Below are 24,714 nucleotides of genomic sequence, written 5' to 3'. Positions count from 1 at the left end.
TACATCCGGCCGCCGACTGCCGCCCGCCCTGCGTGCCTGGCGCACCTGGCCCGGCCCCGGCCCGACTTACCCAGACACTGGCAGGAACACTCCATGACGGACGCCTTCGAACTCCCGCTCACGCTGGTCCAGGCCCTGGCGCAACGCGCCGCGGCGACCCCGGACCGGATCGCCTTGCGCTTTCTGGCCGACGATCCCCGCGAACAGGCGGTGCTCAGCTACCGCGAGCTGGACCAGCGCGCCCGTACCATCGCCGCCGCCCTGCAGGCCCGTGCCGCATTCGGCGACCGCGCGATCCTGCTGTTCCCCAGTGGTCCGGACTATGTCGCGGCGTTCTTCGGCTGCCTGTATGCCGGGGTGATCGCAGTGCCGGCCTATCCGCCGGAGTCTTCGCGCCAACACCATCAGGAGCGCCTGCTGTCGATCATCGACGATGCCCAGCCGCGTCTGCTGCTGACGGTAGAAGCGCTTCATGACAGTTTGCAGGGCCTCGACGCCCTGGCGACGGACGCAGCCCCAGGCCTGCTGGCGGTGGACCGCCTGGCCCCGGAATTGGCCGACGACTGGCGTGAGCCGGCGCTGGCCGGCGAGCACATCGCCTTCCTGCAGTACACCTCCGGCTCCACCGCACTGCCCAAGGGGGTGCAGGTCAGCCATGGCAATCTGGTGGCTAATGAGCAGTTGATCCGCCAGGGCTTCGGCATCGACCTCAACCCCGACGACGTGATCGTCAGCTGGCTGCCGCTGTACCACGACATGGGCCTGATCGGCGGCTTGCTGCAACCGATCTTCAGCGGCGTGCCCTGTGTGCTGATGTCGCCGGGCTACTTCCTTGCCCGGCCCCTGCGTTGGTTGCAGGCGATCAGCGAATACGGCGGCACCATCAGCGGCGGTCCGGATTTCGCCTATCGCCTGTGCAGCGAGCGGGTCAGCGAAGCGGCCTTGGCCGGGCTCGATCTGAGCCGCTGGCACGTGGCCTACTCTGGTTCCGAGCCGATCCGCCAGGACAGCCTCGAAACCTTCGCCAGCAAGTTCGCCGCCTGCGGCTTCCAGGCGAGCAGCTTCTTCGCCAGCTACGGGCTGGCCGAAGCCACGCTGTTCGTCAGCGGCAGCCGACGCGGCCAGGGCATCGGCGCGCTGGAGCTCGATGCCGAGGCCTTCGCCGCCAACCGCGCCGAGTCTGGCAAGGGCAGCGTGCTGATGAGCTGCGGCTATCCGCAGCCGGGCCATGCGGTGCGTATCGTCGAACCGCAGCAACTCGCTGTGCTGGGCGATAACCGGGTGGGTGAAATCTGGGCCGGTGGCCCAAGCATTGCGCTGGGCTACTGGCGCAACCCCGAGGCCACGGCGCGTACCTTTGTCGAGATGGACGGCCAGACCTGGCTGCGCACCGGCGACCTGGGCTTCATGCGCGATGGCGAGGTGTTCGTCACCGGGCGACTGAAGGACATGCTGATCGTGCGTGGCCAGAATCTCTATCCGCAGGATCTGGAGAAGACCCTCGAACGTGAGGTCGAGGTGTTGCGCAAGGGGCGCGTGGCGGTGTTCGCCGTGGACGACCGGGGCGAAGAGGGCATCGGCGTGGCGGTGGAAGTCAGCCGCAACGTGCAGAAGGCAATGCCCCCCGAGGCGCTGATCAAGACCCTGCGCCAGGTCATCGCCGACGCCTGCCGCCAGGCGCCGGCGGTGGTGTTGCTGCTCAATCCGGGGGCACTGCCCAAGACCTCCAGCGGCAAGCTGCAGCGCTCGGCTTGCCGCCTGCGCATGAACGACGGCAGCCTCGATTGCTACGCCCGCTTCCCGGCCGATGAAGCATCCGCCGAGCAAGGCACCTCAGGCGATGCCCTGCAGGCGCGCATCGCGACAGTGTGGCGCGAACTGCTCAAGGTGGAGGCGGTGGCGGCGGACGATCACTTCCTGCTGCTGGGCGGCAACTCCATCGCCGCCACCCAGGTCACCGCGTGGCTGTCCGACGAGCTGGGCATCACGCTCAGCCTGCGTACCTTGTTCGAGGCGCCGGTATTGGCCGACTACAGTGCCGCGGTGGCTTGCGTGCTGGAGCAGGGCGGGCAGGGCACCGGTGCCATCGCCATCCTCGACCGCGCCAAGGCATTGCCGCAGTCGCTGGCGCAGAACCGCTTGTGGTTGCTGTGGCAACTTGAGCCCCAGTCCGCTGCCTACAACATTCCAGCCGGCCTGCACCTGCGTGGCGAGTTGGACGAGGCGGCGCTGCAGGCGAGCTTCCAGGCGCTGGTCGAGCGCCACGAGTCCCTGCGCACCCGTTTCAGCGAATTGGATGGCGAGGCCCTGCAGCATGTGCTGGCGCACGCCGAATTTACCTTGCAGCGTGCCGATCTCGAGGGGCTGGACGCCAGCGAGATCGCCAACCGTCGCGAACATGAGGCCCGCCAGCCGTTCGATTTGCGCGAGGGCCCGCTGCTGCGCGTGACCCTGGCACGCCTGGGCGATGAGGAGCACCAACTGTGGGTGACCCTGCATCACATCGTCGCCGACGGTTGGTCGCTGAATATCCTGCTCGAAGAGTTCGCCCGACTCTACGCCGCACACTGCCAGGGCCAGCAGGCCAGCCTTGCGCCGCTGGCGCTGGGTTACGCCGACTACGGCACCTGGCAGCGCCAGTGGCTGGCAGAGGGCGAGGCTGCGCGCCAGTTGGAATACTGGACGGCGCAACTGGGCGACGACTTGCCGGTGCTCGACCTGTGCACCGACCATCCGCGCTCGGCACTGCGCGAGCAGCGTGCCGCGCGCCTGAACATGAAAGTGCCAGCCAAGCTCGGCGAAGCGCTCAAGGGCCTGGCCCGTGACCAGCAGGCGAGCCTGTTCATGGTCCTGCTGGCGGGCTGGCAAGCCTTGCTGCAGCGATACAGCGGCCAGTCCGACATCCGCGTCGGCGTCCCCAACGCCAACCGCCCGCGCCTGGAGACCCAGGCCATGGTCGGCTTCTTTATCAACACCCAGGTCATGCGTGCCGAGTTCGACGGCCGTACGCCGTTCGACCAGTTGCTGGCCCAGGTGCGCGAACGCACCCTTGGCGCCCAGGCGCACCAGGACCTGCCATTCGAACAACTGCTCGAAGCACTGCCACAGGCTCGCGAGCAGGGCCTGTTCCAGGTCATGTTCAACCACCAGCAGCGCGACCTGTCCGCGCTGCGTCGCCTGCCCGGCCTGCTTGCCGAACAACTGCCCTGGCACAGCCGCGAGGCCAAGTTCGACCTGCAACTGCACAGTGAGGAAGATCACCAGGGCCGGCTGACACTGGCCTTCGACTACGCCGCCGAGCTGTTCGAAGCCAGCACGGTCAAGCGTCTGGCCCAGCACCTGCTGGCGCTGCTCGAGCAGGTCTGCGCGCAGCCGCAACTGGCTGTGGGCGAGGTACAACTGCTGGATGAGCCAGCCCGCGCACAACTGCTCGCCTGGGGCCAGGCGCCGGTCGAGCCCGCCAAGACCTTGCTGGTCGAGCAGCTCAACGAACAGGCACGCCTGACACCGGAGCGCATCGCCCTGGTGTGGGAGGGCGGTCAGCTCGACTACGCCAGCCTGCACCAGCAGGCCAACCGTCTGGCCCACTACCTGCGTGACAAGAGTGTCGGCCCGGACACATGCGTGGCCATCGCTGTAGAACGCTCGCCGCAACTGCTGGTCGGCCTGCTGGCGATCCTCAAGGCGGGCGGCGCCTATGTGCCGCTGGACGTCGACTACCCGGCCGAACGCCTGGCCTACATGCTCGCCGACTGTGGCGCGGGCCTGCTGCTGAGCCAGAGCAACTTGCTCGAGCGCCTGCCCCAGGTCGAGGGCGTCAGTACCATCGCGCTGGACCAGTTGCACCTGGACACCTGGCCCAGCCAGGCCCCAGGCCTGCACCTGGAAGGCGAGCACCTGGCCTATGTGATCTATACCTCCGGCTCCACCGGCCAGCCCAAGGGCGTGGGCAACACCCACGCGGCCCTGGCCGAACGCCTGCAATGGATGCAGGCCACCTATGCGCTGGACGAGCACGACGTGCTGATGCAGAAGGCACCGATCAGCTTCGACGTGTCGGTGTGGGAATGCTTCTGGCCGCTGGTCACCGGCTGCCGCCTGGTGCTGGCCGGCCCCGGTGAACATCGCGATCCACAGCGCATCGCCGCGCTGGTGCAGCAGCATGGCGTGACCACGCTGCACTTCGTACCGCCGCTGTTGCAGGTGTTTGTCCAGGAACCGCTGGCCGCAGGCTGCACCAGCCTGCGGCGGCTGTTCTCCGGTGGCGAGGCGTTGCCTGCCAGCCTGCGCGACCGAGCCCTGGCGTTGCTGCCCCAGGCGCAGTTGCACAACCGTTATGGCCCGACCGAGACCGCGATCAACGTCACCCACTGGCACAGCCAGGGCGAGGATGGCGAGCGCTCGCCCATCGGCCGTCCGCTGGCCAATGTGCTGTGCCGTGTGCTGGATGATGAATTCGAACTGACCGCACCGGGCGTGCCGGGCGAGCTGTGCCTCGGTGGCGCAGGCCTGGCCCGTGGCTACCTCGGGCGCCCGGGCCTGACCGCCGAGCGCTTCGTGCCGCAGCCCGATGGCGACGGCCAGCGTCTGTACCGCAGCGGCGACCGCGCGCGCTGGCTGGTGCACGACGGTGCGCTGGAATACCTCGGGCGCCTCGACCAGCAGGTCAAGGTGCGCGGCTTCCGCGTTGAGCCTGAAGAGGTCCAGGCGGTGCTGCTGGCCCAGCCAGGTGTCGAGCAGGCGCTGGTGCTGATCCACCGGGACGCCGTCGGCGCGCAGTTGGTCGGCTACTACAGCGGTGTCGAGCAGAGTGCCGCCTTGCTCGCTACCCTCGGCGCGCAACTGCCTGCCTACATGGTGCCGGCGCAGTTGATTCACCTCGCGCAGATGCCACTAGGCCCGAGCGGCAAGGTCGATCGCAAGGCGTTGCCGACGCCGGTCTGGCAGCAACGCCAACACGTCGAACCGCAGTCCGCGCTGGAGCAGCAGGTGGCGGCGATCTGGCGCGAGGTGCTGAACCTGCCCCGGGTAGGCCTGCAGGACGACTTCTTCGCCCTTGGTGGCCACTCGCTGCTGGCCACCCAGATCGTTTCGCGCTGCCGTCAGGCCTGCGACGTCGAACTGCCGCTCAAGGCGCTGTTCGAGGCCAGTGAGCTGGGCGCCTTCTGCGCCGAGATCGCGCGGATCCGCGCCAGCGGTGGGTGCAACCTGCAGGGCGAGATCGCCCGTGTCGACCGCCGTCAGGCCGTGCCGCTGTCGTACTCGCAGCAGCGCATGTGGTTCCTCTGGCAGATGGAACCGGACAGCCCCGCATACAACGTCGGCGGCATGGCGCGTCTACGCGGCGCGCTGCATGTGGACGCCTTCGAACGTGCCCTGCAGGCGTTGATCGTACGCCACGAAACCCTGCGCACCACCTTCCCCAGCATCGACGGCAAGCCCTACCAGTGCGTGGCCGACGACAGCAGCCTGCACCTGGACTGGCAGGACTTCAGCACGCTGCCGGCCGACAATCGCCAGCAACGCCTGCAGCAACTGGCTGACGAACAGGCGCACCAGCCGTTCGACCTGGAGCGTGGTCCGTTGCTGCGCGCCTGCCTGGTCAAGGTGCAGGAGCGTGAGCACTATTTCGTCCTGACCCTGCACCATATCGTCACCGAGGGTTGGGCGATGGACATCTTCGCCCGCGAGCTGGGCGAGCTCTACGAAGCCTTCGTCGACGAACGCGAATCGCCGCTGCCTCCGCTGCCAGTGCAGTACCTGGACTACAGCGTCTGGCAGCGCCAGTGGCTTGAAGGCGGCGAGGGCGCGCGCCAGCTCGACTACTGGAAAGCACGCCTGGGCGACGAGCACCCGGTGCTGGCACTGCCGACCGACCGCCCGCGCCCGGCGGTGCAGAGCCATCGCGGCGAGCTGTACCGCTTCGACCTCGACCCGGCGCTGGTCGAGCGTGTGCATGCGTTCAACAGCCAGCGTGGGCTGACCCTGTTCATGACCATGACCGCCTCGCTGGCCGCCCTGCTGCACCGCTACAGCGGCCAGCGCGACCTGCGTATCGGCGCGCCGGTGGCCAATCGCATCCGTCCGGAAAGCGAGGGGCTGATCGGTGCCTTCCTCAACACCCAGGTGCTGCGTTGCCAACTGGATGGGCAGATGAGCGCCGCCGCGTTGCTCGAGCAGATGCGCCAGACCATCATCGACGGCCAGTCGCACCAGGACTTGCCGTTCGAACAATTGGTCGAAGCCCTGCAGCCGCCGCGCAGCAGTGCCTACAACCCGTTGTTCCAGGTGATGTGCAACGTGCAGCGCTGGGTTTTCCAGCAAAGCCGCACACTGGCGGGCATGCAGGTGGATTACCTGGTCAACGACGCCAGCGCCACCAAGTTCGACCTGTACCTGGAAGTCACCGACCTGGACGGCCGACTGGGCTGCTGCCTGACCTACAGCCGCGACCTGTTCGATGAGCCGCGCATCGCGCGCATGGCCGAACACTTGCAGCAGTTGCTGGCTGCGATGCTGGACGATCCGCAGCAGCGCCTGTGCGAACTGCCGATGCTGTCGGGCGCCGAGCAGCAGGAGCTGGTCGGTCAACTTCAGGGCGAGCAGGACTTCGACCTCGACCAGACCCTGCACGGGCTGTTCGCCGCCCAGGTCGAGCGCACGCCCCAGGCACTGGCGCTGACCTTTGCCGGCCAGCACCTGAGCTACGCCGAACTCGATCAGCAGGCCAACCGCCTGGCCCGTGCCCTGCGTGAGCGGGGTGTCGGCCCGCAGGTGCGGGTGGGCCTGGCGCTGGAGCGCTCGACGCAGATGGTGGTCGGCCTGCTGGCGATCCTCAAGGCCGGTGGTGCCTATGTGCCGCTCGATCCGGAATACCCGCTCGAGCGCCTGCACTACATGATCGAGGACAGCCGCCTGGGCCTGCTGATCGGCCAGCGCGACTTGCTCGCGACCCTCGGCGAGCTGCCGGCCAGTGTGCTCACCTGGAGCCTGGAGGACGACGCCGCATCGCTGTCCGCCTACAGCGATGCGCCACTGGACAACCTCAACCTGCCGCAGCACCAGGCGTACCTGATCTACACCTCCGGCTCAACCGGCAAGCCCAAGGGCGTGATGGTCAGCCATGGCGAGATCGCCATGCACTGCCAGGCGGTGATCGCCGACTTCGGCATGCGCAGCGACGATTGCGAGCTGCATTTCTATTCGATCAACTTCGATGCGGCCAGCGAACGCCTGCTCACGCCGCTGCTGTGCGGTGCACGGGTGGTGCTGCGTGCCCAGGGGCAATGGGGCGCAGAAGAGATCTGCGACCTGGTGCGCGAGCAGCAGGTGAGCATTCTCGGTTTCACCCCGAGCTACGGTAGCCAGTTGGCGCAATTCCTGGCCGCGCGTGGCGAGCAACTGCCGGTGCGTCTGGTGATCACCGGCGGCGAGGCGCTGACGGGCGAACACCTGCAGCGCATCCGCCAGGCCTTTGCCCCGCAGCAGTTCTTCAATGCCTACGGCCCGACCGAAACCGTGGTCATGCCGCTGGCATGCCTGGCACCCGTAACCTTGTCAGCCGATGCGGGCAGCGTGCCGATTGGTCGCATGATCGGGGCGCGCACCGGCTACATTCTCGACGAGGACCTGGCGCTGTTGCCCCAGGGTGGCATTGGTGAGCTGTATGTCGGTGGCGCGGGCCTCGCCCAGGGCTATCACGACCGTCCGGGGCTGTCGGCCGAACGTTTCGTCGCCGACCCCTTCAGCCATGGCGGTGGCCGGCTGTATCGCACCGGCGACCTGGTGCGCCTGCGCGCCGACGGGCTGGTCGAGTACATCGGCCGCGCTGACCAGCAGGTGAAGATCCGTGGTTTCCGCATCGAGCTGGGCGAGATCGAAAGCCGCCTGCAGGAGCACGCCGCTGTCGAGGAGGCCGTGGTCCTGGCCCTCGACCTGCCGGGCGGCAAGCAACTGGTGGGCTACCTGGTCTGTGATCAGGCCAAAGGTGGCAGCGAGGCCCAGGCGCACCTGCGCGAGGCGGTGAAGGCCCATGCCCGCCAGCACCTGCCTGACTACATGGTGCCTGCGCACCTGGTGCTGCTCGAGCGCCTGCCGCTGATGGGCAATGGCAAGCTCGACCGGCGGGCGCTGCCAGCGCCGGACCTCGCGCAGGCACACCAGCTTTACCAGGCGCCGACCAATGAGCTGGAGACACAGTTGGCGCAGATCTGGTGTGAGGTGCTCAACGTTTCCCGCGTGGGGGTACAGGACAACTTCTTCGAACTGGGCGGTGACTCGATCCTGTCGATCCAGGTGGTCAGCCGCGCCCGTCAGTTGGGCCTGCAGTTCACCCCGCGCGACCTGTTCCAGCACCAGACCATCCAGACCCTGGCAGCCGTGGTCACCCATGGCGCGGCGCCGACGCATGTGGAGCAGGGGGCGCGTCAGGGCCGTATCGGTCTGACGCCGATCCAGCATTGGTTCTTCGACAGCGAGGTGCCACAGCCACAGCACTGGAACCAGGCGGTGCTGCTGCAAGCACGCAAGCCGCTGCACGCCGAACGGCTGGAGACTGCACTGGCGGCGCTGGTGCAGCATCACGACAGTCTGCGCCTGCGCTTCCTCCAGGCCGCAGATCGCTGGCAGGGCGAATACGACCAGGCGAGTGCCCAGCCGCTGCTGTGGACGGCGACAGTCGCTGACTTCAGTGATTGCCAGGCGCTCTATACCGACGTGCAGCGCAGCCTCGACCTGCAGCAAGGGCCCCTGTTGCGCGGCCTGCTGCTGACCGATGGCGCAGGCGAGCAACGCTTGCTGCTGGCCATCCACCACCTGGTGGTCGACGGCGTGTCCTGGCGTGTGTTGCTCGAAGACCTGCAGGCGCTGTATCGCGGTGAAACCCTGGCGGCCAAGACCCATGCCATGGGCGACTGGTCGGCGCGCCTGGCCAGCTATGCCGGCAGCGATTCGCTGCGTGACGAGCTGGACTGGTGGGAGGGGCAACTGGGACGTGTGCGCCGCGAACTGCCGTGCGATCACCCGCAGGGCGGCAACCTGCACCGCCATGCCCGCACCCTGGCTATCGAGCTCGACACCGAGCAGACCCGCCAACTGCTGCAGCAGGCACCAGCGGCCTATCACACCCAGGTCAACGACTTGCTGCTGACCGCCCTGGCCCGCACCCTGAGCCACTGGAGCGGCGATGAGCAGGTGCTGGTACAGCTTGAGGGGCATGGTCGCGAAGGGCTGTTCGAAGACATCGACCTGACCCGCAGCGTCGGCTGGTTCACCAACGCCTATCCGCTGAGCCTGAGCCCGGCAGCCGGTAACGACGATGCCGCGCGCAGTGCTTCGATCAAGGGCATCAAGGAACAACTGCGCCAGGTGCCGCACAAAGGGCTGGGGTATGGCGTGCTGCGCTACCTGGCCGATACTGCGGGGCGTGAGCGCATGGCGGCGTTGCCACAGGCACGCATCACCTTCAACTACCTGGGGCAGTTCGATCAGCAGTTCGACACCAATGCCGTGTTCCAGCCGCTGGATACCCCGGTGGGCCTGGCCCATGACCTGGATGCTCCACTGCCCAACTGGCTGAGCGTGGATGGCCAGGTCTATGGTGGTGCCTTGCAACTGCGCTGGACCTTCAGTGCCGAGCGCTACGACGAAACGACCATCGCCGAGCTGGCCGAAGCCTATCGCCAGGAACTGCTGGCGCTGGTCGCCCACTGTCTGGGCGAGGGCAACGGTAGCTTCACGCCGTCGGACTTCCCGCTGGCCCAACTGACCCAGGAGCAGATCGATACCTTGCCGGTGCCGGCAGCCGAAATCGAGGATGTCTACCCGCTGACGCCGATGCAGGAGGGGCTGCTGCTGCACACCCTGCTCGAGCCGGGCACCGGCATCTACTACATGCAGGACCGCTACCGCATCAACAGTGCGCTGGACCCCGAGCGCTTCGCCCAGGCCTGGCAGGCGGTGGTCGCACGCCATGAGGCGCTGCGCGCATCGTTCAGCTGGAACGCGGGTGAAGCGATGCTGCAGATCATCCACAAGGCGGGCAAGACCCAGGTGGACTACCAGGACTGGCGCGAGCTGGACGACGCCAGCCAGGAGCAACGCCTGCAGGCCCTGCACAAGCAGGAGCGCGAAGCCGGATTCGAGTTGCTGCGCGAGGCACCGTTCCACCTGCGCCTGGTGCGCGTGGCCGATGAGCGCTACTGGTTCATGATGAGCAACCATCACATCCTCATCGATGCCTGGTGCCGCTCGTTGCTGATGAACGATTTCTTCGAGATCTACCAGGCGCTGGGCGAAGGCCGTGCCGCGCAGCTGCCGGTGCCGCCGCGCTATCGCGACTACATCGGCTGGCTGCAGCGCCAGGACCTGGACGAAGCACGCCAGTGGTGGCAGGCCAACCTGGCCGGCTTCGAACGCGCCACGGCGATCCCCAGCGACCGCCCGCTGCGCCATGACCACGCCGGGGACGGCATGATCGTCGGCGATTGCTACACCCGCCTCGAGGTGAGCGAGGGGGCGCGTCTGCGTGAACTGGCGCAGGCTCATCAACTGACCGTCAACACCTTTGCCCAGGCGGCCTGGGCACTGGTACTGGCCCGCTACAGCGGCGAGCGCGACGTGGTGTTCGGGGTGACCGTTGCCGGGCGCCCGGTGAGCATGCCGCAGATGCAACGCACGGTCGGCCTGTTCATCAACAGCATCGCCTTGCGTGTGCAGTTGCCGGCAGCCGGCGAGCGCCAGAGCGTGCGTCAGTGGCTGCAGGGCTTGCTCGATCGCAACATGCAGTTGCGCGAATACGAGTACCTGCCGTTGGTGGCGATCCAGGAATGCAGCGAGCTGCCCAAGGGGCAGGCGCTGTTCGACAGCCTGTTCGTGTTTGAAAACGCGCCGGTCGAGAGCAATGTGCTCGACCACGCCCAACACCTGAACGCAAGCTCCGACTCGGGCCGTACCCACACCAACTTCCCGCTGACGGCGGTGTGCTACCCGGGCGATGACCTGGGCCTGCACCTGTCGTTCGACCAGCGTTACTTCGACTACCCGACCGTCGAGCGCCTGCTGGCCGAGTTCAAGCGCCTGTTGCTGGCGCTGGTCGAAGGTTTCGAGGGTGAGGTGCAGGCACTGCCACTGCTGGGGGCCGAGGAGCAGCGCTTCCTGCTCGAGGACTGCAACCGTACCGAGCACGCCTATACCCTGGAGCAGAGTTACGTCGAGCTGTTCGAGGCGCGCGTCGCAGCGCACCCCGAGCGTATCGCTGCCCGTTGCCTGGAGGCGTCCTACGACTATGCCGGGCTCAACCTGGCCGCCAACCGCCTGGGGCATGCCCTGGTCGCGGCCGGTGTGAACATCGATCAGCCCGTCGCCTTGCTGGCCGAGCGTGGCCTGCCGCTGCTGGGCATGATAGTTGGCAGCTTCAAGGCCGGTGCGGGGTACCTGCCGCTGGATCCGGGCCTGCCCTCGGCGCGTCTGCAGCGTATCGTCGAGCTCAGCCGCACGCCAGTACTGGTGTGCAGCGCCGCCTGTGCCGAGCAGGCGGGTCAGTTGCTCGACGAGCTGAGCGGGGCGGTACGGCCGAAGCTGCTGGTGTGGGAGGATATCCAGGCCAGCCAGGTCGCGGGCCACAACCCCGGTATCTACAGCGGGCCGGACAACCTGGCCTATGTGATCTATACCTCAGGCTCCACCGGGCTGCCCAAGGGCGTGATGGTCGAGCAGCGCGGCATGCTCAACAACCAGCTGAGCAAGGTGCCGTACCTGGCGCTGGACGAACACGACGTGATCGCCCAGACCGCCTCGCAGAGCTTTGACATCTCGGTGTGGCAATTCCTGGCAGCACCGCTGTTCGGGGCCAGTGTCGAGATCGTGCCGAATGCCATTGCCCACGATCCACAGGGCTTGCTGGCGCATGTCCAGGCCCGTGGCATCACTGTGCTGGAAAGCGTGCCTTCGTTGATCCAGGGCATGCTGGCCAACGACCACCAGGCGCTGGATGGCCTGCGCTGGATGCTGCCGACCGGCGAGGCGATGCCGCCTGAGCTGGCCGCCCAGTGGCTGGAGCGCTATCCGCAGATCGGCCTGGTCAACGCCTATGGCCCGGCCGAATGCTCTGACGATGTGGCGTTCTTCCGCGTCGATGCCGATTCGACCCGCGGCAGCTACCTACCCATCGGCACCCCGACCGACAACAACCGCCTGTACCTCTACGGCGAAGAGCAGACCCTTGTGCCGCTGGGCGCGGTGGGCGAGCTGTGCGTGGCTGGCACGGGCGTCGGTCGCGGATATGTCGGCGATCCGGTGCGCACGGCCCTGGCGTTCATCCCGCATCCACACGGTGCTCCGGGCGAGCGGCTGTATCGCACCGGCGATCTGGCGCGGCGCCGTGCCGATGGTGTGCTCGAATATGTAGGGCGCATCGACCACCAAGTGAAGATCCGCGGCTACCGTATCGAGCTTGGCGAGATCGAAGCCCGCCTGCACGAGCAGCCGCAGATTCGCGATGCGGCAGTCGGTGTCCAGGAGGGCGTCAATGGCAAGCACCTGGTTGGCTACCTGGTAGCCCATCAGGGCGTGGTGACCGATGCCGGCCTGCTCGAGCAGATCAAGCAGCGCCTGCGCGCCGAGTTGCCGGAGTACATGGTGCCGCTGCACTGGGGCTGGTTCGATAACCTGCCGCACAACGCCAATGGCAAGCTCGACCGCAAGGCACTGCCGGTCATCGAGATCGGTGGCCAGCACAGCCAGGATTACCTGGCTCCGCGCAGCGAGCTGGAAGAGACCCTGGCCGCTATCTGGGGCGAGGTGCTCAAGGCTGAGCGGGTCGGGGTGCGCGACAACTTCTTCGAACTGGGCGGGCACTCGTTGCTGGCCACGCAGATTGCCTCACGCGTACAGAAGCGTCTGCAACTGAACGTGCCACTGCGGGCGATGTTCGAGTGCGGCACCGTGGAAGAGCTGGCGGCGTATGTCGAAGGGTTGCAGGGCAGTGCGTTGAATGAGGATAAGGTGGATCGGTTGAGTGATCTGATGGCGGAGTTGGAAGGTTTGTAACAGGCCACGACACCAGCGCGGGCAAGCCGCTCTGGTGTCGTGCTGTATTTAACGCGGTGCGTTGTTGATGCTCTTTCTACGCATGCTACGCCTGGAATCGCCCAGTCTTTTTCTTACCGTCGAAGAGTTACTTGACAGCGTCGAAGAGTTACTTGACCGCGTTGAAGAGCTACTGGATAGGCTTGAGCGCCGACTGGAGTTTGAATCATCGTTGGGGGTGTCAGGAAATAGTGTCTCCAGGTTGAGAGTATTCTCTTCGCTCGATGTGCTGTGCGTGCGAGCCAGTGTCGTCCCTTGTTGAGTATCATTTGTATCGGGGTCGTCAATATTGATGGCGAGGTGCTGCGGTGCAGAGAAGTCCTCTTCTGCGTTGGTATGTGCCGATGGAGCAGGCAGGGCGGCCATCTCTATAGCGTCGTGCGTATTCGGGCGCTGTTCCCCATGTCTGGGAGAGTGTGGTCTGCTAATGGCGTTCTGGTGAACGAAGTTTTCGCCCCCCGCGGGGTTTTGATTATCGGGTGATTGAGCATCATTTTCGAACGGGGGAGCCTCGTCAGATTCCAACTGAGTACGGCGAATTTGTTCAGCTTCACGTTGTTTCTTAAACAGCCGATATTGTGCAGAATGTTGGGTCCCGATCGCTGTCATGGAGGAAAACAAGGTTAAATATTGCACGGAGGAATCATTGGGGGAGATCCAGCCTAAGAACATTAAAGTAATCACAATAAAGATGTTAAGCACCCTTAGTCCGCTGGATGCAACATGGAGGCGGCCACCCGATTCTCTCCAGTGCTTCCATAAGGGAGCTGTCAGTGATGTTCCGTTTCTCTCTGCATCTTTGAGTTGGTAGTAGAGGGGTTGGTTGTTCGTAATAAGCGTCGCTATGTTCAGCAGAAGCAGCCAGATGGCAAATATTTCTAAGAGTACAGTCATAAGGGTCTCTGCTGGAGACATCCCCGTAGCGTCACGAAAGCGCAGTGGATTATTTCTATTCGTCCGATACAGATTCGGGCCATCAATAAGCCCACCGGGATCGGCACTCAGCCATCGGCCCAACCCCGTCTGATAGTATCGCCAGCCGTAGTAGTAAAGACCGCTGGCATCGAGCCCCTTGCCGGCATGACGCGACGTACGTTGGGTTAATCCGTCGACTTCCGCTGCTTGCTCATCCAGACCAGCTGTTTCGCCATAGGGGGTGTATTCCTCACGCGAGACGATGTTTCCCACCTCGTCCGTTTCTCCCGCACTGCTGCCCAGATGGTCGCTAAACCCATAGCGCAGGTTAACATCGGTATTCAGGCGATTTTGAATCCAACGCACCTGCTCTATTTCGATGATTACCACATGCTTGAGTGCCAGGGGCTGGCCTTCGAGCGTGCGCAGGCGTACTTCGCAGTCATCGACGTAGGTCGTCAGGGTGGTCTGAATTCCGTTGGCCGTGTGCACAGTACTGATCTTGCGACGTCGGGTGCCGCCATTGGCGTATCGGTATTGCTCGATATCATCTGCCGCACCGCTGGCGCGTTTGACCAGCGGCACCTGGCCCAACTGGTGATCGGCCAACCAAGCCAGTGCCCGGCCATCGACCAATTGTTTCTGCAGGCCGCCAGGCAGGAAGCCGTTGTCTGGTGTCAGTCCGTGGCTCTGGGGCATTGCGCGGTTGCTCTGGGTCGACACACGCAGGTGCTGGGTGCGCTGGCCGGCACCACCGTTGTGACTCAAGGTGACCAGGTTGTCACCGTCGTCGTATTCATAGCGTTCGCTGTAGGGTGTCCAGACTTTGCCGCCCTGGCGGTCGGACGGTCCGAAGGAGGGGGACCAGTAGGTGCCGACCGGGCTGCGCTCGCGCCCGCTTGCCTCGATCAGGCGGTAGAGGGTGTCGTAGGTGTATTTGCGCAGGCCGTCGGCCTGCTGGTTGTCATGCCACTGAGGGTCGGCACCTTGGTCATCGAGGGCGAGGATGTTGCCTGCGGGATCGTAGCCATAGTGCAGGTCGCTGATCAGCAGATAGCCCAGCGCATGGTTACTTGGGCGCTCCGTGCGATGTTGAATCAGGCGCTGACTGGTGGGCGAGTAGTCGTAGAGGTCGACCACACCATTGCCAGACATCTGCGCCACGACCAAGCCATCGGCCCTGCGTGTGACAGCCGCGAGCGCCACGGCCTCCTTGGCACCCTGACGCAAATGCATCTGGCGTACTGCGCCACTGACGTCCAGTGTCTTCGAGCTCGTTACCCCGGCCGCGTTGGTGCGTACCAGCATATCGCCCGCTGCGTTGTATCGGTTAAGGGTAATCAGTACGTCCTCTTCCAGATCATCTTCACTGCTGCCCGCCCAATCGGGTTGTTCAGCTTGAGGCTGCAGCAGTTGTTGCCGGGTTTCGAGAGGTGCGCTGGTCAGTGATAGCAAGGCTGTGAGAGTCAGGCCTGCGTTGTCGAAATGCTTGAGCGTCGCGCCTGCCAGGTTGCGCTGGCGTTCGGGGGCAGTGGCGGGTGCATACACCAGGCGCTCGCGCATACGGGCGATGCCAGCGGCCGGATGTTCGAAGATCGCGCTTTTGCGCCCGCCTTGTTCAGGGGCTTCGTAGGTATGTCTGTGGTGGGTGCCCTGGGCGTTGCAGGTCCACAGCGGCCGACCAGTGGCATCATCAAGCGACAGTGAGGTATCGCCGTCGGTCGTATGCAGCTTCAATTGTTGGCCGCCGAGGCTGGTTACCGTCGTAGCATCGGCCAGCGTCGGTGCCCCTGCCGATACCTGCAGCGCTCGGGCACCGAACTGGCGGACGGTGCGGGTCAGTGGGTCTGCATGGGTGCGGCTACGCAGCAGTTTTGCTGCGGGTATGTCTGCTCCATCCTGTGGGGAGCGCAGCAGGCGCAGCGTCACCGTAGCGCCTGCGGCACTGGACAGCACCGTTACGTCCGGTGTTTCGGCATGGTAGCGCGCAGCGTTGATGGCAGGCATCGGCAATCCCTCGTCTCATCGCCTCCAGTTCACCGATCGCGCAGACGCGAGCGTTCGATAAGGCGAGTCTAGGGAGGCTGCGTCGGTCTTGCACCTGACAGATTTATCAGGTCAACGCTTGCCCAGAATCTTGCCGAGCATTTCCGGGCGCGGCGCGCCCTGTTGGCTCTGCAGTTGTCCGTGTTCATCCTGGTAGAAGATCGCGGGCGTCGCACCCAACCCCATTTCTTCCATCAACGCCTGGTTGGCTGCGAGTTGCTTCTGTGTGGCTTCGGGAATTGTGTCCAGTGCCTTGAGCGTGCTGGCCTTGCCGGCGCTTTCGTGGTCTTGCAGTGCCTTGGCAGGGTCTTTTGCCGACAACAGCGCTGCGGATTTGCCCGGGCTGTCCGGGCGGATGATGCCGACCATGATATGGCGCAGTTGCACCTTGCCCGACTCGACCCAGGGCCGCGCCTGTTGCCAGAACATGTTGCAGTACGGGCAGTTGGGGTCGCTGAACAGGTAGACGATACGTGGCGCATCGGTCTTGCCGTCCTGGATCCAGGCGGTCTTTTCCATCTTCGCCCAGATTTCCTTGCTCATCGGTGTGTAGACCAACTTGTCCAACGGTTCGGCGCTCAGGTCCTGGCCTTGTTCATCGAAAAGGCTGCCAACCAGCACGTGCTTGCCGTCGGGCGTCAAGTACAGGGCGATGCCGTTGTTGTGGTACTCGGCGGCATAACCGCGCAGGCCATTGGGCGCGTCGAAAGTACCCTTGATTACCGCGCCCTTGGCTTCCATCTGCTGGATCGCCTTTGGCCAGGGCTCGGCCTGCGCCAGGGGCGCGACGAGCAGGGCCAGGGAGAGGGGCAGGAGAGCAGTCAGTCGCATGTCATTTTCCTTGTACGGCGGGGGCGGGCGCTACGGCCCGCTCTAAAGGCTCCAGGGCGTTGTGCAGGCTGGCGCGGGATAGCTCGCCGAGGTGGCTGCCGACCAGGCGTCCCTCGGCGTTGTAGAACAGGGTGGTGGGCAGGGCCATGGAGCCGACCCGTTGCGCCAGTTGCCCGCTGCCGTCGAACAGCACGTGATTCAGGCTCAGACCGGTCGTGGCCAGGAAGGTACTGACGCTCTCTGGTGTTTCGCCTTGGTTGACGAACAGGAAGGTCACGTCGGGGTAGTCGCTCTGGGCCTGTTGCAGCACAGGCATCTCACGCCTGCACGGTGGGCACCAGGTGGCCCAGATGTTGATGACCAGTGGTGTGCCGCGGTAGCTGTGCAGGGCCACCGATTCGCCGCTGGCGTTTTGCAGGCTCAGTTCGGGCAGCTCGGTGCCTTTGCTGTACAGGTGGCTGCCCAGGCTCGCCAGCCCCCAGAACAGTGCGCCGCTGAACAGCGCCCAGCCCAGCGGGCGGCGCAGCCCCGGTCGGCGGCGACCCTGCCACAAGGCAGCAGCGATGAGTCCCGCCAGGCCACTCCAGAGCTGGAAGCCGCCATCGCGAATGTCGATGATCTGCACAGGGTCATCGCGGTACATCGCCCAGTACTCCAGGACGAAGCCCGCACGGGCGCAGAGGAGCCCGACCAGAAACAGGTTGAACAGCGCCGATTCGGGGCTCTCGCCGCCACGGCGAGCGACCCACCAGCCGACCAGGCAGGCGATGCCCAAAGCTGCAAGCAACAGCAGGTGGTTCAAGGCCATGGTCAGCGGCCCCAAGGTTACCGTCAGCATCAGCCTTGACTCCTGGTCTGGGCCCAGTGTTGCAGGAATGCAGCGGCGTCGATTTCACCGGTGATGCGTCGGGCGCGCCGCTCGTCACCTTCCGGGCCGATCCAGATCAGGCTGGGCGGGCCTGGAACCTGGTAGCGCTGCAGCAATTCGCGGCTGGCAGGGGTGTCGGCGGTGACGTCCAGGCGCAGCATTTGCACGCCGTCGAGGCTGGCCTGGACATCGCCGCGGGCGAACACCTGTTTCTCCATCACTTTGCACGATACGCACCAGTCGGCGTAGTAGTCGACCAGCACCCACTGGTTGCGTGCCTTGGCGGCATCCAGTTCACGCTGCAGGTCCTGTGGGGTGTTGACGGTGATGACCCGTGCATCGTGGACATTACCGGCGGTTGTCGTGCCGCCGCCGGTGAAGGGCTGCAGCGGTTGCCAGAGATCGTTGCCTCCTGCGGCGGCACCGACCAGCAGCAGGCCACCCCAGAGGCTACCGAGTAACGGTAGGGCGCGCAGCGCCGGTAGACGCTGCAGGGCAGGCCAGGCCGCCCAGGCCAGGGCAATCAGCCAGGCGCCGACCAGTGCCAGCAGCAGCGGCTCGGGCAGCAGGCTGCGTAAGGTGTACAGGGCCATGGCCAGGAAGACGAAGCCGAACACGCCCTTGACCAGGTTCATCCAGGCTCCGGGGCGTGGCAGGTAGCGGTTGCCCAGGGTGACCAACAGCAGCAGCGGTACGCCCATGCCCAGCCCCAGGCTGAACAGCACCAGTGCGCCTTGCACCACATCGCCGCTCTGGGCGATATAGAGCAGGGCACCGGCCAGTGGCGCGGTCATGCACGGCCCCATCAGCAGGCCAGAGAGCGCGCCAAGCAACGCTGCGCCATACAGGTTGCCGCCACGTGTTCCCTGACCTGCACGATCGAGGCGATCACGCACGGCGGCGGGCAGTTGCAGTTCGAAGGCGCCGAACATCGGCAGGGCGAGCAACACGAACAGACCCGCCAGGCTGCCCAACAGCCAAGGTTGTTGCAGCCACGCCTGGAGGCTCGCGCCGAGCAATGCCGCGACCACACCCAAGGCGGCGTACACCAGCGCCATGCTCAATACATAGACCCCGGCCAGCACCCAGCCGCGTCGGGCACTTGCGCCATTGCCCATGACCAGTCCGGCGAGGATGGGCAGCATCGGCAGGGAGCAGGGGGTGAACGCCAGCAGCAGTCCCAGGCCGAAGAAGGCCAGCAGGCTCCAGGCCAGGCTGCTGTGTTGCAGGCCGCTGGCCAGGGCCTGGTCGCTGGCTTGTCCGCTGTCGGCTGCGGCTGGCGCAGAGAGCGCAGGCTGGCCGCCCAGGTCGATCACCGTAGTTTGCGGTGGATAGCACAGCCCGGCATCGGCGCAGCCCTGCCAGCCCAGTCGCAGTTCTCCAGTGGCATTGGCGGGCAGCAGCAATTGGAGTTCGGTGCGGTAGACGGCGCTATCACCGAAGAACTCATCGTGATGGTTGAGGGCAGGAGGCAGTTGCGGTTGCTGATCGACGGGAATGCCGTCGAATTTGAGGCGCTTCTGGTAGAGGTAGTAGCCGTCCTTGATCTGGAAATAAAGGCGCATCTGCCCGGAGGGCAGGCGATCCTGACTCAGGACGAAAGCCTGGTTCACCGGCAGGAAATCCGACTTGGGAGCGAAGGGATTGGCCTGGAGCGGGCCGGCGAGCAGGAATGTCAGGAAGAGCAGGAGAACACGCATGTCGACGCCTTGGCAGTGCATTGAGTGCACCATGCTGGAGCAGGCTGATTAACCGAAAGTTAACCCGGTTCGACATGAGGCCCTGCCGGTTGTTCCGGCAGGGCCTTGGTCGGGTCACATGTCGTCGAAGTAGCGCTCGTGCCAGTCCACCAACGGTTGTGGTGCGTTCAGTTTCTGGCCATAGATCACCGAGTAGGACAGCACGTTCTGCACATACTGACGTGTCTCGTCGAACGGAATCGACTCGACCCAGACATCGAAGCTCAGGTGCTTGGCGCCCTTGAGCCACTGACGTACGCGACCGGGGCCTGCGTTGTAGGCGGCCGACGCCAGCACGCGGTTGCCGTTGAACTGGCCGTGTACCTGGCTCAGGTAGGCGGCGCCGAGCTGGATGTTCTTGTCCGGATCGAGCACCTGCGCAGGTGAGGCCAGGGGGATGCTGAACTTGCGCGCGGTCTCCTTGGCGGTTCCTGGCATCAGTTGCATCAGGCCGCTGGCGCCCACCGGCGAGCGGGCATCGTCCATGAAGGCACTTTCCTGGCGGGTGATGGCGAACACCCAGCTGGAGTGCAGGCCGCGGACCTTGGCTTCACGTACCAGGGTATCGCGGTGAGCCATCGGGAAGCGGATGTCCAGGTCGTCCCAGTACTTGGCCTGGCTGATGGTGCGAATGGCCGGGAAGTACCAGCGCAGGTCGTAGGCCAGGCGGGCCTGGGCGACCATTTCGTCACGGTTGAAGTGGCGGCTGACGTGGTACCACTCGCGGCGCCCTTCGACGATCTGGCCACGGGCGTGGAACTCCAGGGCGCGGCGCACGCCGGGGGTGTTGCGCACCTTGTTGATCAACTGCTGGCTTAGCACCAGAGGCTTGTTGTTGAGCTGGTAAGGTGTCTGCGCGCGGTCGGCAGCAAGGAAGCCATAGAAGTCGCGCTCACGCGAGACATTCTTGTAGAGCAGTGGGATCTGCGGGTTGTTCGGTTGTGCCAGCTCCAGGCTGCGCGCCTGCCAGTAACGCCAACGGCTGCTGTCGGCCAGATCCTGGGGCAGGCGGCGGCTCAGTTCGTAGGCTTCTTCCCAGCGCCCGAGACGCAGGAGCAGGCGCATGCGCCATTCGCTGACGGTGTTGTCGCGCAGTTCCGGGTCGTAGCGGGTCATCAGGTCGAGGGCGCGCGGATCGTAGCGCCGCGCTAGCGTGAGGCCGATCTCGCGGGCGATGGCGACCTTCTCGTCGCGGGAGAAATGCATGCGTTGTGCGTAGTCGTCGAGCAGTGCCATGGCTTGCTCGGGATCCTGCCGCGCCAGGCGGCGCAGGCCGAGGCTGACCACATCGGACATCGCCTCGTTGACCGGGGTGAAGCGCGAAGGCTGCTTGAGCAGCTCGGGCTTTTGCGCCACGTCGACCAGCAGCTTGCCCTGTGGGCCGAGTGTGGTGAGCGTTTGCACCAGGTTGTTGGCCAGGCTGTAGTTGCGCGCCTCGGCCGCCAGTTTGGCGCGCTGCCAGCGGCGAGCCTCGGTGAGCTGGCCTTCTGCGGCCCACAGGCCGAACAGGGTATCGCAGGCCGCAGGTTGCGACTTGCCGACGTTCCACAGTTTTTCGGCGGTGGCGAAGCCTTCGGCGCGCAGCCCGTTGGTCAACTGGTACTGGCCGTTGAGGCAGTCCAGTTCTGTGAAGTTCAGCTTCGGGTCATAGTATTTGGCGAAGGTCTTCCAGTCGCCGCGTTCGGCCTGCCAGCGCAACCAGCGCAGTTTCATCCAGTTGGCCTGGGGCAGGTCGCCGTGCTTGGCGAGGAAACCTTCGATTTCCTCGTTGCTGGCAGTCTTCAGCCGCGCGGTGAGTTCGTCGTAGGCCAGGTAGGGTGTGAGCGGATAGTCGCTGAGCGCTTGGGCATAGCGCAGGTAGGGGCCCTTGTCGCCTTTGGCGAGGGCACGCTTGGCCTCGTCGTAGTACTGGCGCTGCTGGGTGATGTCGATGGCCTGTGCAGCACTCGCGGTCGTGGCGGTGAGCACCAGGCAGGAAACGAATTGGAACAGGCGGCTGCGCATGATACGTCCGGGCAGTTGAACCATGAAAAGTGACGGCGAAGCCAGCACTGTTGAAATCTTGTTTCCTTAGCTTAGCCGTTTGCCGGCGGTGGATGAAAGCATTGGGCTTGTATCGAATCGTTAACGCCGACCACGCGTCGCCAAGCGCGCGCCGTCATCGCATCTGGAATGTCACGCAGGGGCGAAGTAGGCGTGAAAGTCAGGTAGAATGCGCGCCCGGTTTTTGGAGATGATCATGACCCTGCTCAAATTCAGCGATGTGTCCCTCGCGTTCGGCGCCATGCCGCTGCTGGACAAAGTGTCCTGGCAGATCGCCCGTGGCGAGCGGGTGTGCATCATCGGCCGCAACGGCACCGGCAAGTCGAGCATGCTGCGCCTGGTCAAGGGTGAGCAGAAACCCGACGAAGGGGAAATCTGGCGTGCGCCGGCACTGAAGATCGGTGAGCTTCCGCAGGAGTTGCCGGTGGCCGACGATCGCAGTGTGTTCGATGTGGTCGCCGAGGGCCTCGACGGCGTCGGTGCGCTGCTCGCCGAATATCACCACCTGAGCCAGAACATCCAGAATGATGCCGACCTGGACAAGCTGATGCATGTCCAGCACGAGCTGGAGGCCCGCGACGGCTGGCGTCTGCAGCAGGTCGTGGAGAGCACCTTGAGCCGCCTGCAGTTGCCGGCCGACAAGACCCTCGCCGAGCTGTCCGGCGGCTGGCGCCGTCGCGTGCTGCTGGCTCAGGCCCTGGTGTCCGAGCCTGACCTGCTGCTGCTCGACGAACCGACCAACCACCTGGACATCGGTGCCATCGCCTGGCTCGAAGAGGCCCTGAGCGGCTTCAACGGCGCCGTGTTGTTCATCACTCACGACCGCTCGTTCCTGCAGAACCTGGCCACGCGGATCCTCGAGCTGGACCGCGGCGGGCTGATTGACTGGAACGGCGACTACGCCAGCTTCCTGGTGCACAAGGAGGCTGCGCTGGCCGCCGAGGAAACCGCCAATGCGCTGTTCGACAAGCGCCTGGCCCAGGAAGAGGTCTGGATCCGCCAGGGCATCAAGGCCCGGCGTACCCGTAATGAAGGTCGTGTGCGTGCCCTCAAGGCCCTGCGCGTGGAGCGCAGCGAGCGTCGCGAGCGCCAGGGCAGGGCGAACATCCAGATCGAGGTCGCCGACAAGTCCGGCAAGCAGGTGATGGTGCTGGAAAACGTCAGCTTCGCGCACCCTCAGGGGCCGAAGCTGGTCAAGGATTTCTCCATGGTCCTGCAGCGCCAGGACCGCATCGGCCTGCTCGGCGCCAACGGCACCGGCAAGACCACCCTGCTCAAGCTCATGCTGGGTGACCTGGAGCCGACCGCCGGCAAGGTCGATCGCGGCACCAAGCTGGAGGTGGCCTACTTCGACCAGATGCGTCACCAGCTCGACCTCGAGAAGACGGTGATCGACAACCTCGCCGAAGGTCGCGACTTCATCGAGATCGATGGTCAGAATCGCCACGTGTTGAGCTACCTCGGAGACTTCCTGTTCAGCCCCCAGCGTGCACGCACGCCGGTCAAGGCGCTGTCTGGTGGTGAACGTGCGCGTCTGTTGCTGGCCAAGCTGTTCAGCAAACCGGCCAACTTGCTGGTGCTGGACGAGCCGACCAACGACCTGGACGTCGAGACGCTCGAGCTGCTTGAGGAAGTGCTGTCCAACTTCAAGGGTACGGTACTGATGGTCAGCCACGACCGGGCCTTCCTCGACAACGTGGTCACCAGCACCCTGGTGTTCGAGGGTGAGGGCAAGGTGCGTGAGTACGTGGGTGGCTATGAAGACTGGATCCGCCAGGGGGGCTCGCCGAAGCTGCTGGGCGTGACCGAGAGCAAGGGCGGCAAGTCCGAGCTCAACAGTGCGGTGGTCGAGAAGGTTGCGGTCGAGGTCGCCCCGGAGCCCGTGGCGCCTGTGGTGGCCGACAGCAGCAAGAAAAAGCTGAGCTACAAACTGCAGCGTGAGCTGGAGATGCTGCCTGGGCAGATCGATGCGCTGGAGCAGAAGATGGCGGTGCTGCAGGAAGAGGTGAATGCGCCTGGCTTCTATCAGCGGCCGATTGGCGAAACGTCGGACGTGCTGGCCAAGCTCGAGACGTTGCAGGCTGAGCTGGATGTGCTGGTCGAGCGCTGGGCCGAGCTGGAAGGTTGAGTCGATCGAGCCGGCCCTATCGCGGGACAAGTCGCAGCGATAGGGCCGGCTCGGGCTATATCATTCTTTCTTCTGCAACCGCACCGCCAGCACATCGCACGGTGCTCCATGCAGGACGTCATTGGCCGTGGAGCCCAGTAGCAGCGCCAGGCCATGGCGGCCATGGCTGCCGACCACGATCAGGTCGCACTTCTGATCCTTGGCCAGTTGGTGGATTTCCTGGCGCGGCTGGCCGTAGGTCAGGTGCGAATCGCCGCGATTGATGTCTGGATATTTGTTGAACAGGCGATCCATGCGTTCCTTGGCCTGGTCGAACTGCTGTTGCTGCAGTTGCGACAGGTCCATCGGCACGTCGCCACCAAATGCCATGGCCATCGGCTCGACGATATGCACCAGCGAGACCTTGGCGTTCGACGGTTTCGCCAGTGCCATGGCACGTTTGATCACTGGGTCGCATTCTTCGGTCAGGTCGACGGCAACCAGAAGATGTTCGTAGGACATGAGCGGCACTCCTGACAATCGCAATAGTGAAAGTATGGTCGCTTTCTGGCAGGCCTTGCGTGAAAAAGACTAACCCGCTCATTTGCAACGCTTTATGGGAACTACAGATATGACGGTATGGCTGGTGGTGTCAATCCTTGCGCTGATTCTCAGCCCGCTGGCCTGGTTGCGACCGTCGCGCAAGCAGAGCGAACAGATGAGCCTGCGCCTGGAGGGGCGGCGCATGGGTCTGGCCATGCAGCTGGCGCCCCAGGAGTGGCCGCACTGGCTGGAAAACCAACCGCCAAGCCCGTGCCCACAGTACTACCGCGGGCGGCGCAAGGGGCGAGAGGATAGCTGGTGCTACTGGCAGGTCAGCCCGGGCGTGTGGTGGAACAAATGGCGCGAACCCTGCCAGGAGCCACGTCTGGCGGAGTGTTTTGCGCGGTTGCCGGCCAGTGTCTACAAGGTGGAGGCCGATACCCGCATGATCGCCTTGTACTGGAGCGAGCGCGGCGAAAAATCTGTATTGCAGGATATTGCCCACACCCTCGAAACCCTCGCCTGAGGCATGCGCA

The 24,714-nt window shown here is 64.9% G+C and carries 9 protein-coding genes; 3 read left to right on the top strand and 6 right to left on the bottom strand.

What is annotated here, in order from left to right:
- The first annotated feature begins 93 nt into the window (after nucleotides 1–93).
- Entirely contained in the window at nucleotides 94–13,047 is a 12,954-nt protein-coding gene (locus tag ACK3BK_RS17265) for a non-ribosomal peptide synthetase (protein ID WP_411382961.1), read from the top strand.
- Nucleotides 13,048–13,095: 48 nt separating this feature from the next.
- Here the strand turns inward: ACK3BK_RS17265 and ACK3BK_RS17260 are convergent, their stop codons facing one another.
- The 5 genes from ACK3BK_RS17260 to ACK3BK_RS17240 form a co-directional block, all read right to left on the bottom strand.
- Nucleotides 13,096–16,008, bottom strand: coding sequence for an RHS repeat-associated core domain-containing protein (locus ACK3BK_RS17260; RefSeq protein WP_411382960.1), 2,913 nt, complete (start codon nucleotides 16,006–16,008; stop codon nucleotides 13,096–13,098).
- A 111-nt stretch (nucleotides 16,009–16,119) separates the two neighbouring features.
- On the bottom strand, nucleotides 16,120–16,878 hold the full coding sequence (gene dsbG, locus ACK3BK_RS17255) for a thiol:disulfide interchange protein DsbG (RefSeq protein ID WP_411382959.1): 759 nt from the start codon (nucleotides 16,876–16,878) through the stop codon (nucleotides 16,120–16,122).
- 1 nt (nucleotide 16,879) lies between these two features.
- Nucleotides 16,880–17,716: a TlpA disulfide reductase family protein gene (locus tag ACK3BK_RS17250; protein WP_186708392.1), complete on the bottom strand. Its 837-nt coding sequence runs from the start codon at nucleotides 17,714–17,716 to the stop codon at nucleotides 16,880–16,882.
- Nucleotides 17,716–19,446 carry a protein-disulfide reductase DsbD gene (gene dsbD, locus ACK3BK_RS17245; RefSeq protein WP_411382958.1) on the bottom strand — a complete coding sequence of 577 codons (1,731 nt, stop codon included), beginning with the start codon at nucleotides 19,444–19,446 and terminating at the stop codon, nucleotides 17,716–17,718. The genes ACK3BK_RS17250 and dsbD overlap by 1 nt, the downstream gene beginning before the upstream one ends.
- A gap of 114 nt (nucleotides 19,447–19,560) precedes the next feature.
- Entirely contained in the window at nucleotides 19,561–21,489 is a 1,929-nt protein-coding gene (locus tag ACK3BK_RS17240; RefSeq protein ID WP_186708388.1) for a transglycosylase SLT domain-containing protein, read from the bottom strand.
- A 235-nt stretch (nucleotides 21,490–21,724) separates the two neighbouring features.
- On the opposite strand from ACK3BK_RS17240, the gene ACK3BK_RS17235 reads away from it, so the two are divergent.
- Nucleotides 21,725–23,656: an ATP-binding cassette domain-containing protein gene (locus tag ACK3BK_RS17235; protein ID WP_186666325.1), complete on the top strand. Its 1,932-nt coding sequence runs from the start codon at nucleotides 21,725–21,727 to the stop codon at nucleotides 23,654–23,656.
- Between the two features lie 60 nt (nucleotides 23,657–23,716).
- Here the strand turns inward: ACK3BK_RS17235 and ACK3BK_RS17230 are convergent, their stop codons facing one another.
- Nucleotides 23,717–24,157, bottom strand: a complete 441-nt coding sequence (locus ACK3BK_RS17230; protein ID WP_186666323.1) for a universal stress protein — start codon at nucleotides 24,155–24,157, stop codon at nucleotides 23,717–23,719.
- A 109-nt stretch (nucleotides 24,158–24,266) separates the two neighbouring features.
- On the opposite strand from ACK3BK_RS17230, the gene ACK3BK_RS17225 reads away from it, so the two are divergent.
- Entirely contained in the window at nucleotides 24,267–24,704 is a 438-nt protein-coding gene (locus ACK3BK_RS17225) for a hypothetical protein (RefSeq protein ID WP_186666321.1), read from the top strand.
- Nucleotides 24,705–24,714: the final 10 nt, after the last annotated feature.

Source organism: Pseudomonas sp. L7 (assembly GCF_046605565.1).
Lineage (GTDB): Bacteria > Pseudomonadota > Gammaproteobacteria > Pseudomonadales > Pseudomonadaceae > Aquipseudomonas > Aquipseudomonas wayambapalatensis.
This window is presented reverse-complemented; position numbering and strand designations above follow the sequence as displayed.

What these genes read in the sequence shown, in the direction of transcription:
- ACK3BK_RS17265 (WP_411382961.1), top strand. Translation starts at nt 94, where the DNA reads ATGACGGACGCCTTCGAACTCCCGCTCACGCTGGTCCAGGCCCTGGCG.
- ACK3BK_RS17260 (WP_411382960.1), bottom strand. Translation starts at nt 16,008, where the DNA reads ATGCCTGCCATCAACGCTGCGCGCTACCATGCCGAAACACCGGACGTA.
- dsbG (WP_411382959.1), bottom strand. Translation starts at nt 16,878, where the DNA reads ATGCGACTGACTGCTCTCCTGCCCCTCTCCCTGGCCCTGCTCGTCGCG.
- ACK3BK_RS17250 (WP_186708392.1), bottom strand. Translation starts at nt 17,716, where the DNA reads ATGCTGACGGTAACCTTGGGGCCGCTGACCATGGCCTTGAACCACCTG.
- dsbD (WP_411382958.1), bottom strand. Translation starts at nt 19,446, where the DNA reads ATGCGTGTTCTCCTGCTCTTCCTGACATTCCTGCTCGCCGGCCCGCTC.
- ACK3BK_RS17240 (WP_186708388.1), bottom strand. Translation starts at nt 21,489, where the DNA reads ATGCGCAGCCGCCTGTTCCAATTCGTTTCCTGCCTGGTGCTCACCGCC.
- ACK3BK_RS17235 (WP_186666325.1), top strand. Translation starts at nt 21,725, where the DNA reads ATGACCCTGCTCAAATTCAGCGATGTGTCCCTCGCGTTCGGCGCCATG.
- ACK3BK_RS17230 (WP_186666323.1), bottom strand. Translation starts at nt 24,157, where the DNA reads ATGTCCTACGAACATCTTCTGGTTGCCGTCGACCTGACCGAAGAATGC.
- ACK3BK_RS17225 (WP_186666321.1), top strand. Translation starts at nt 24,267, where the DNA reads ATGACGGTATGGCTGGTGGTGTCAATCCTTGCGCTGATTCTCAGCCCG.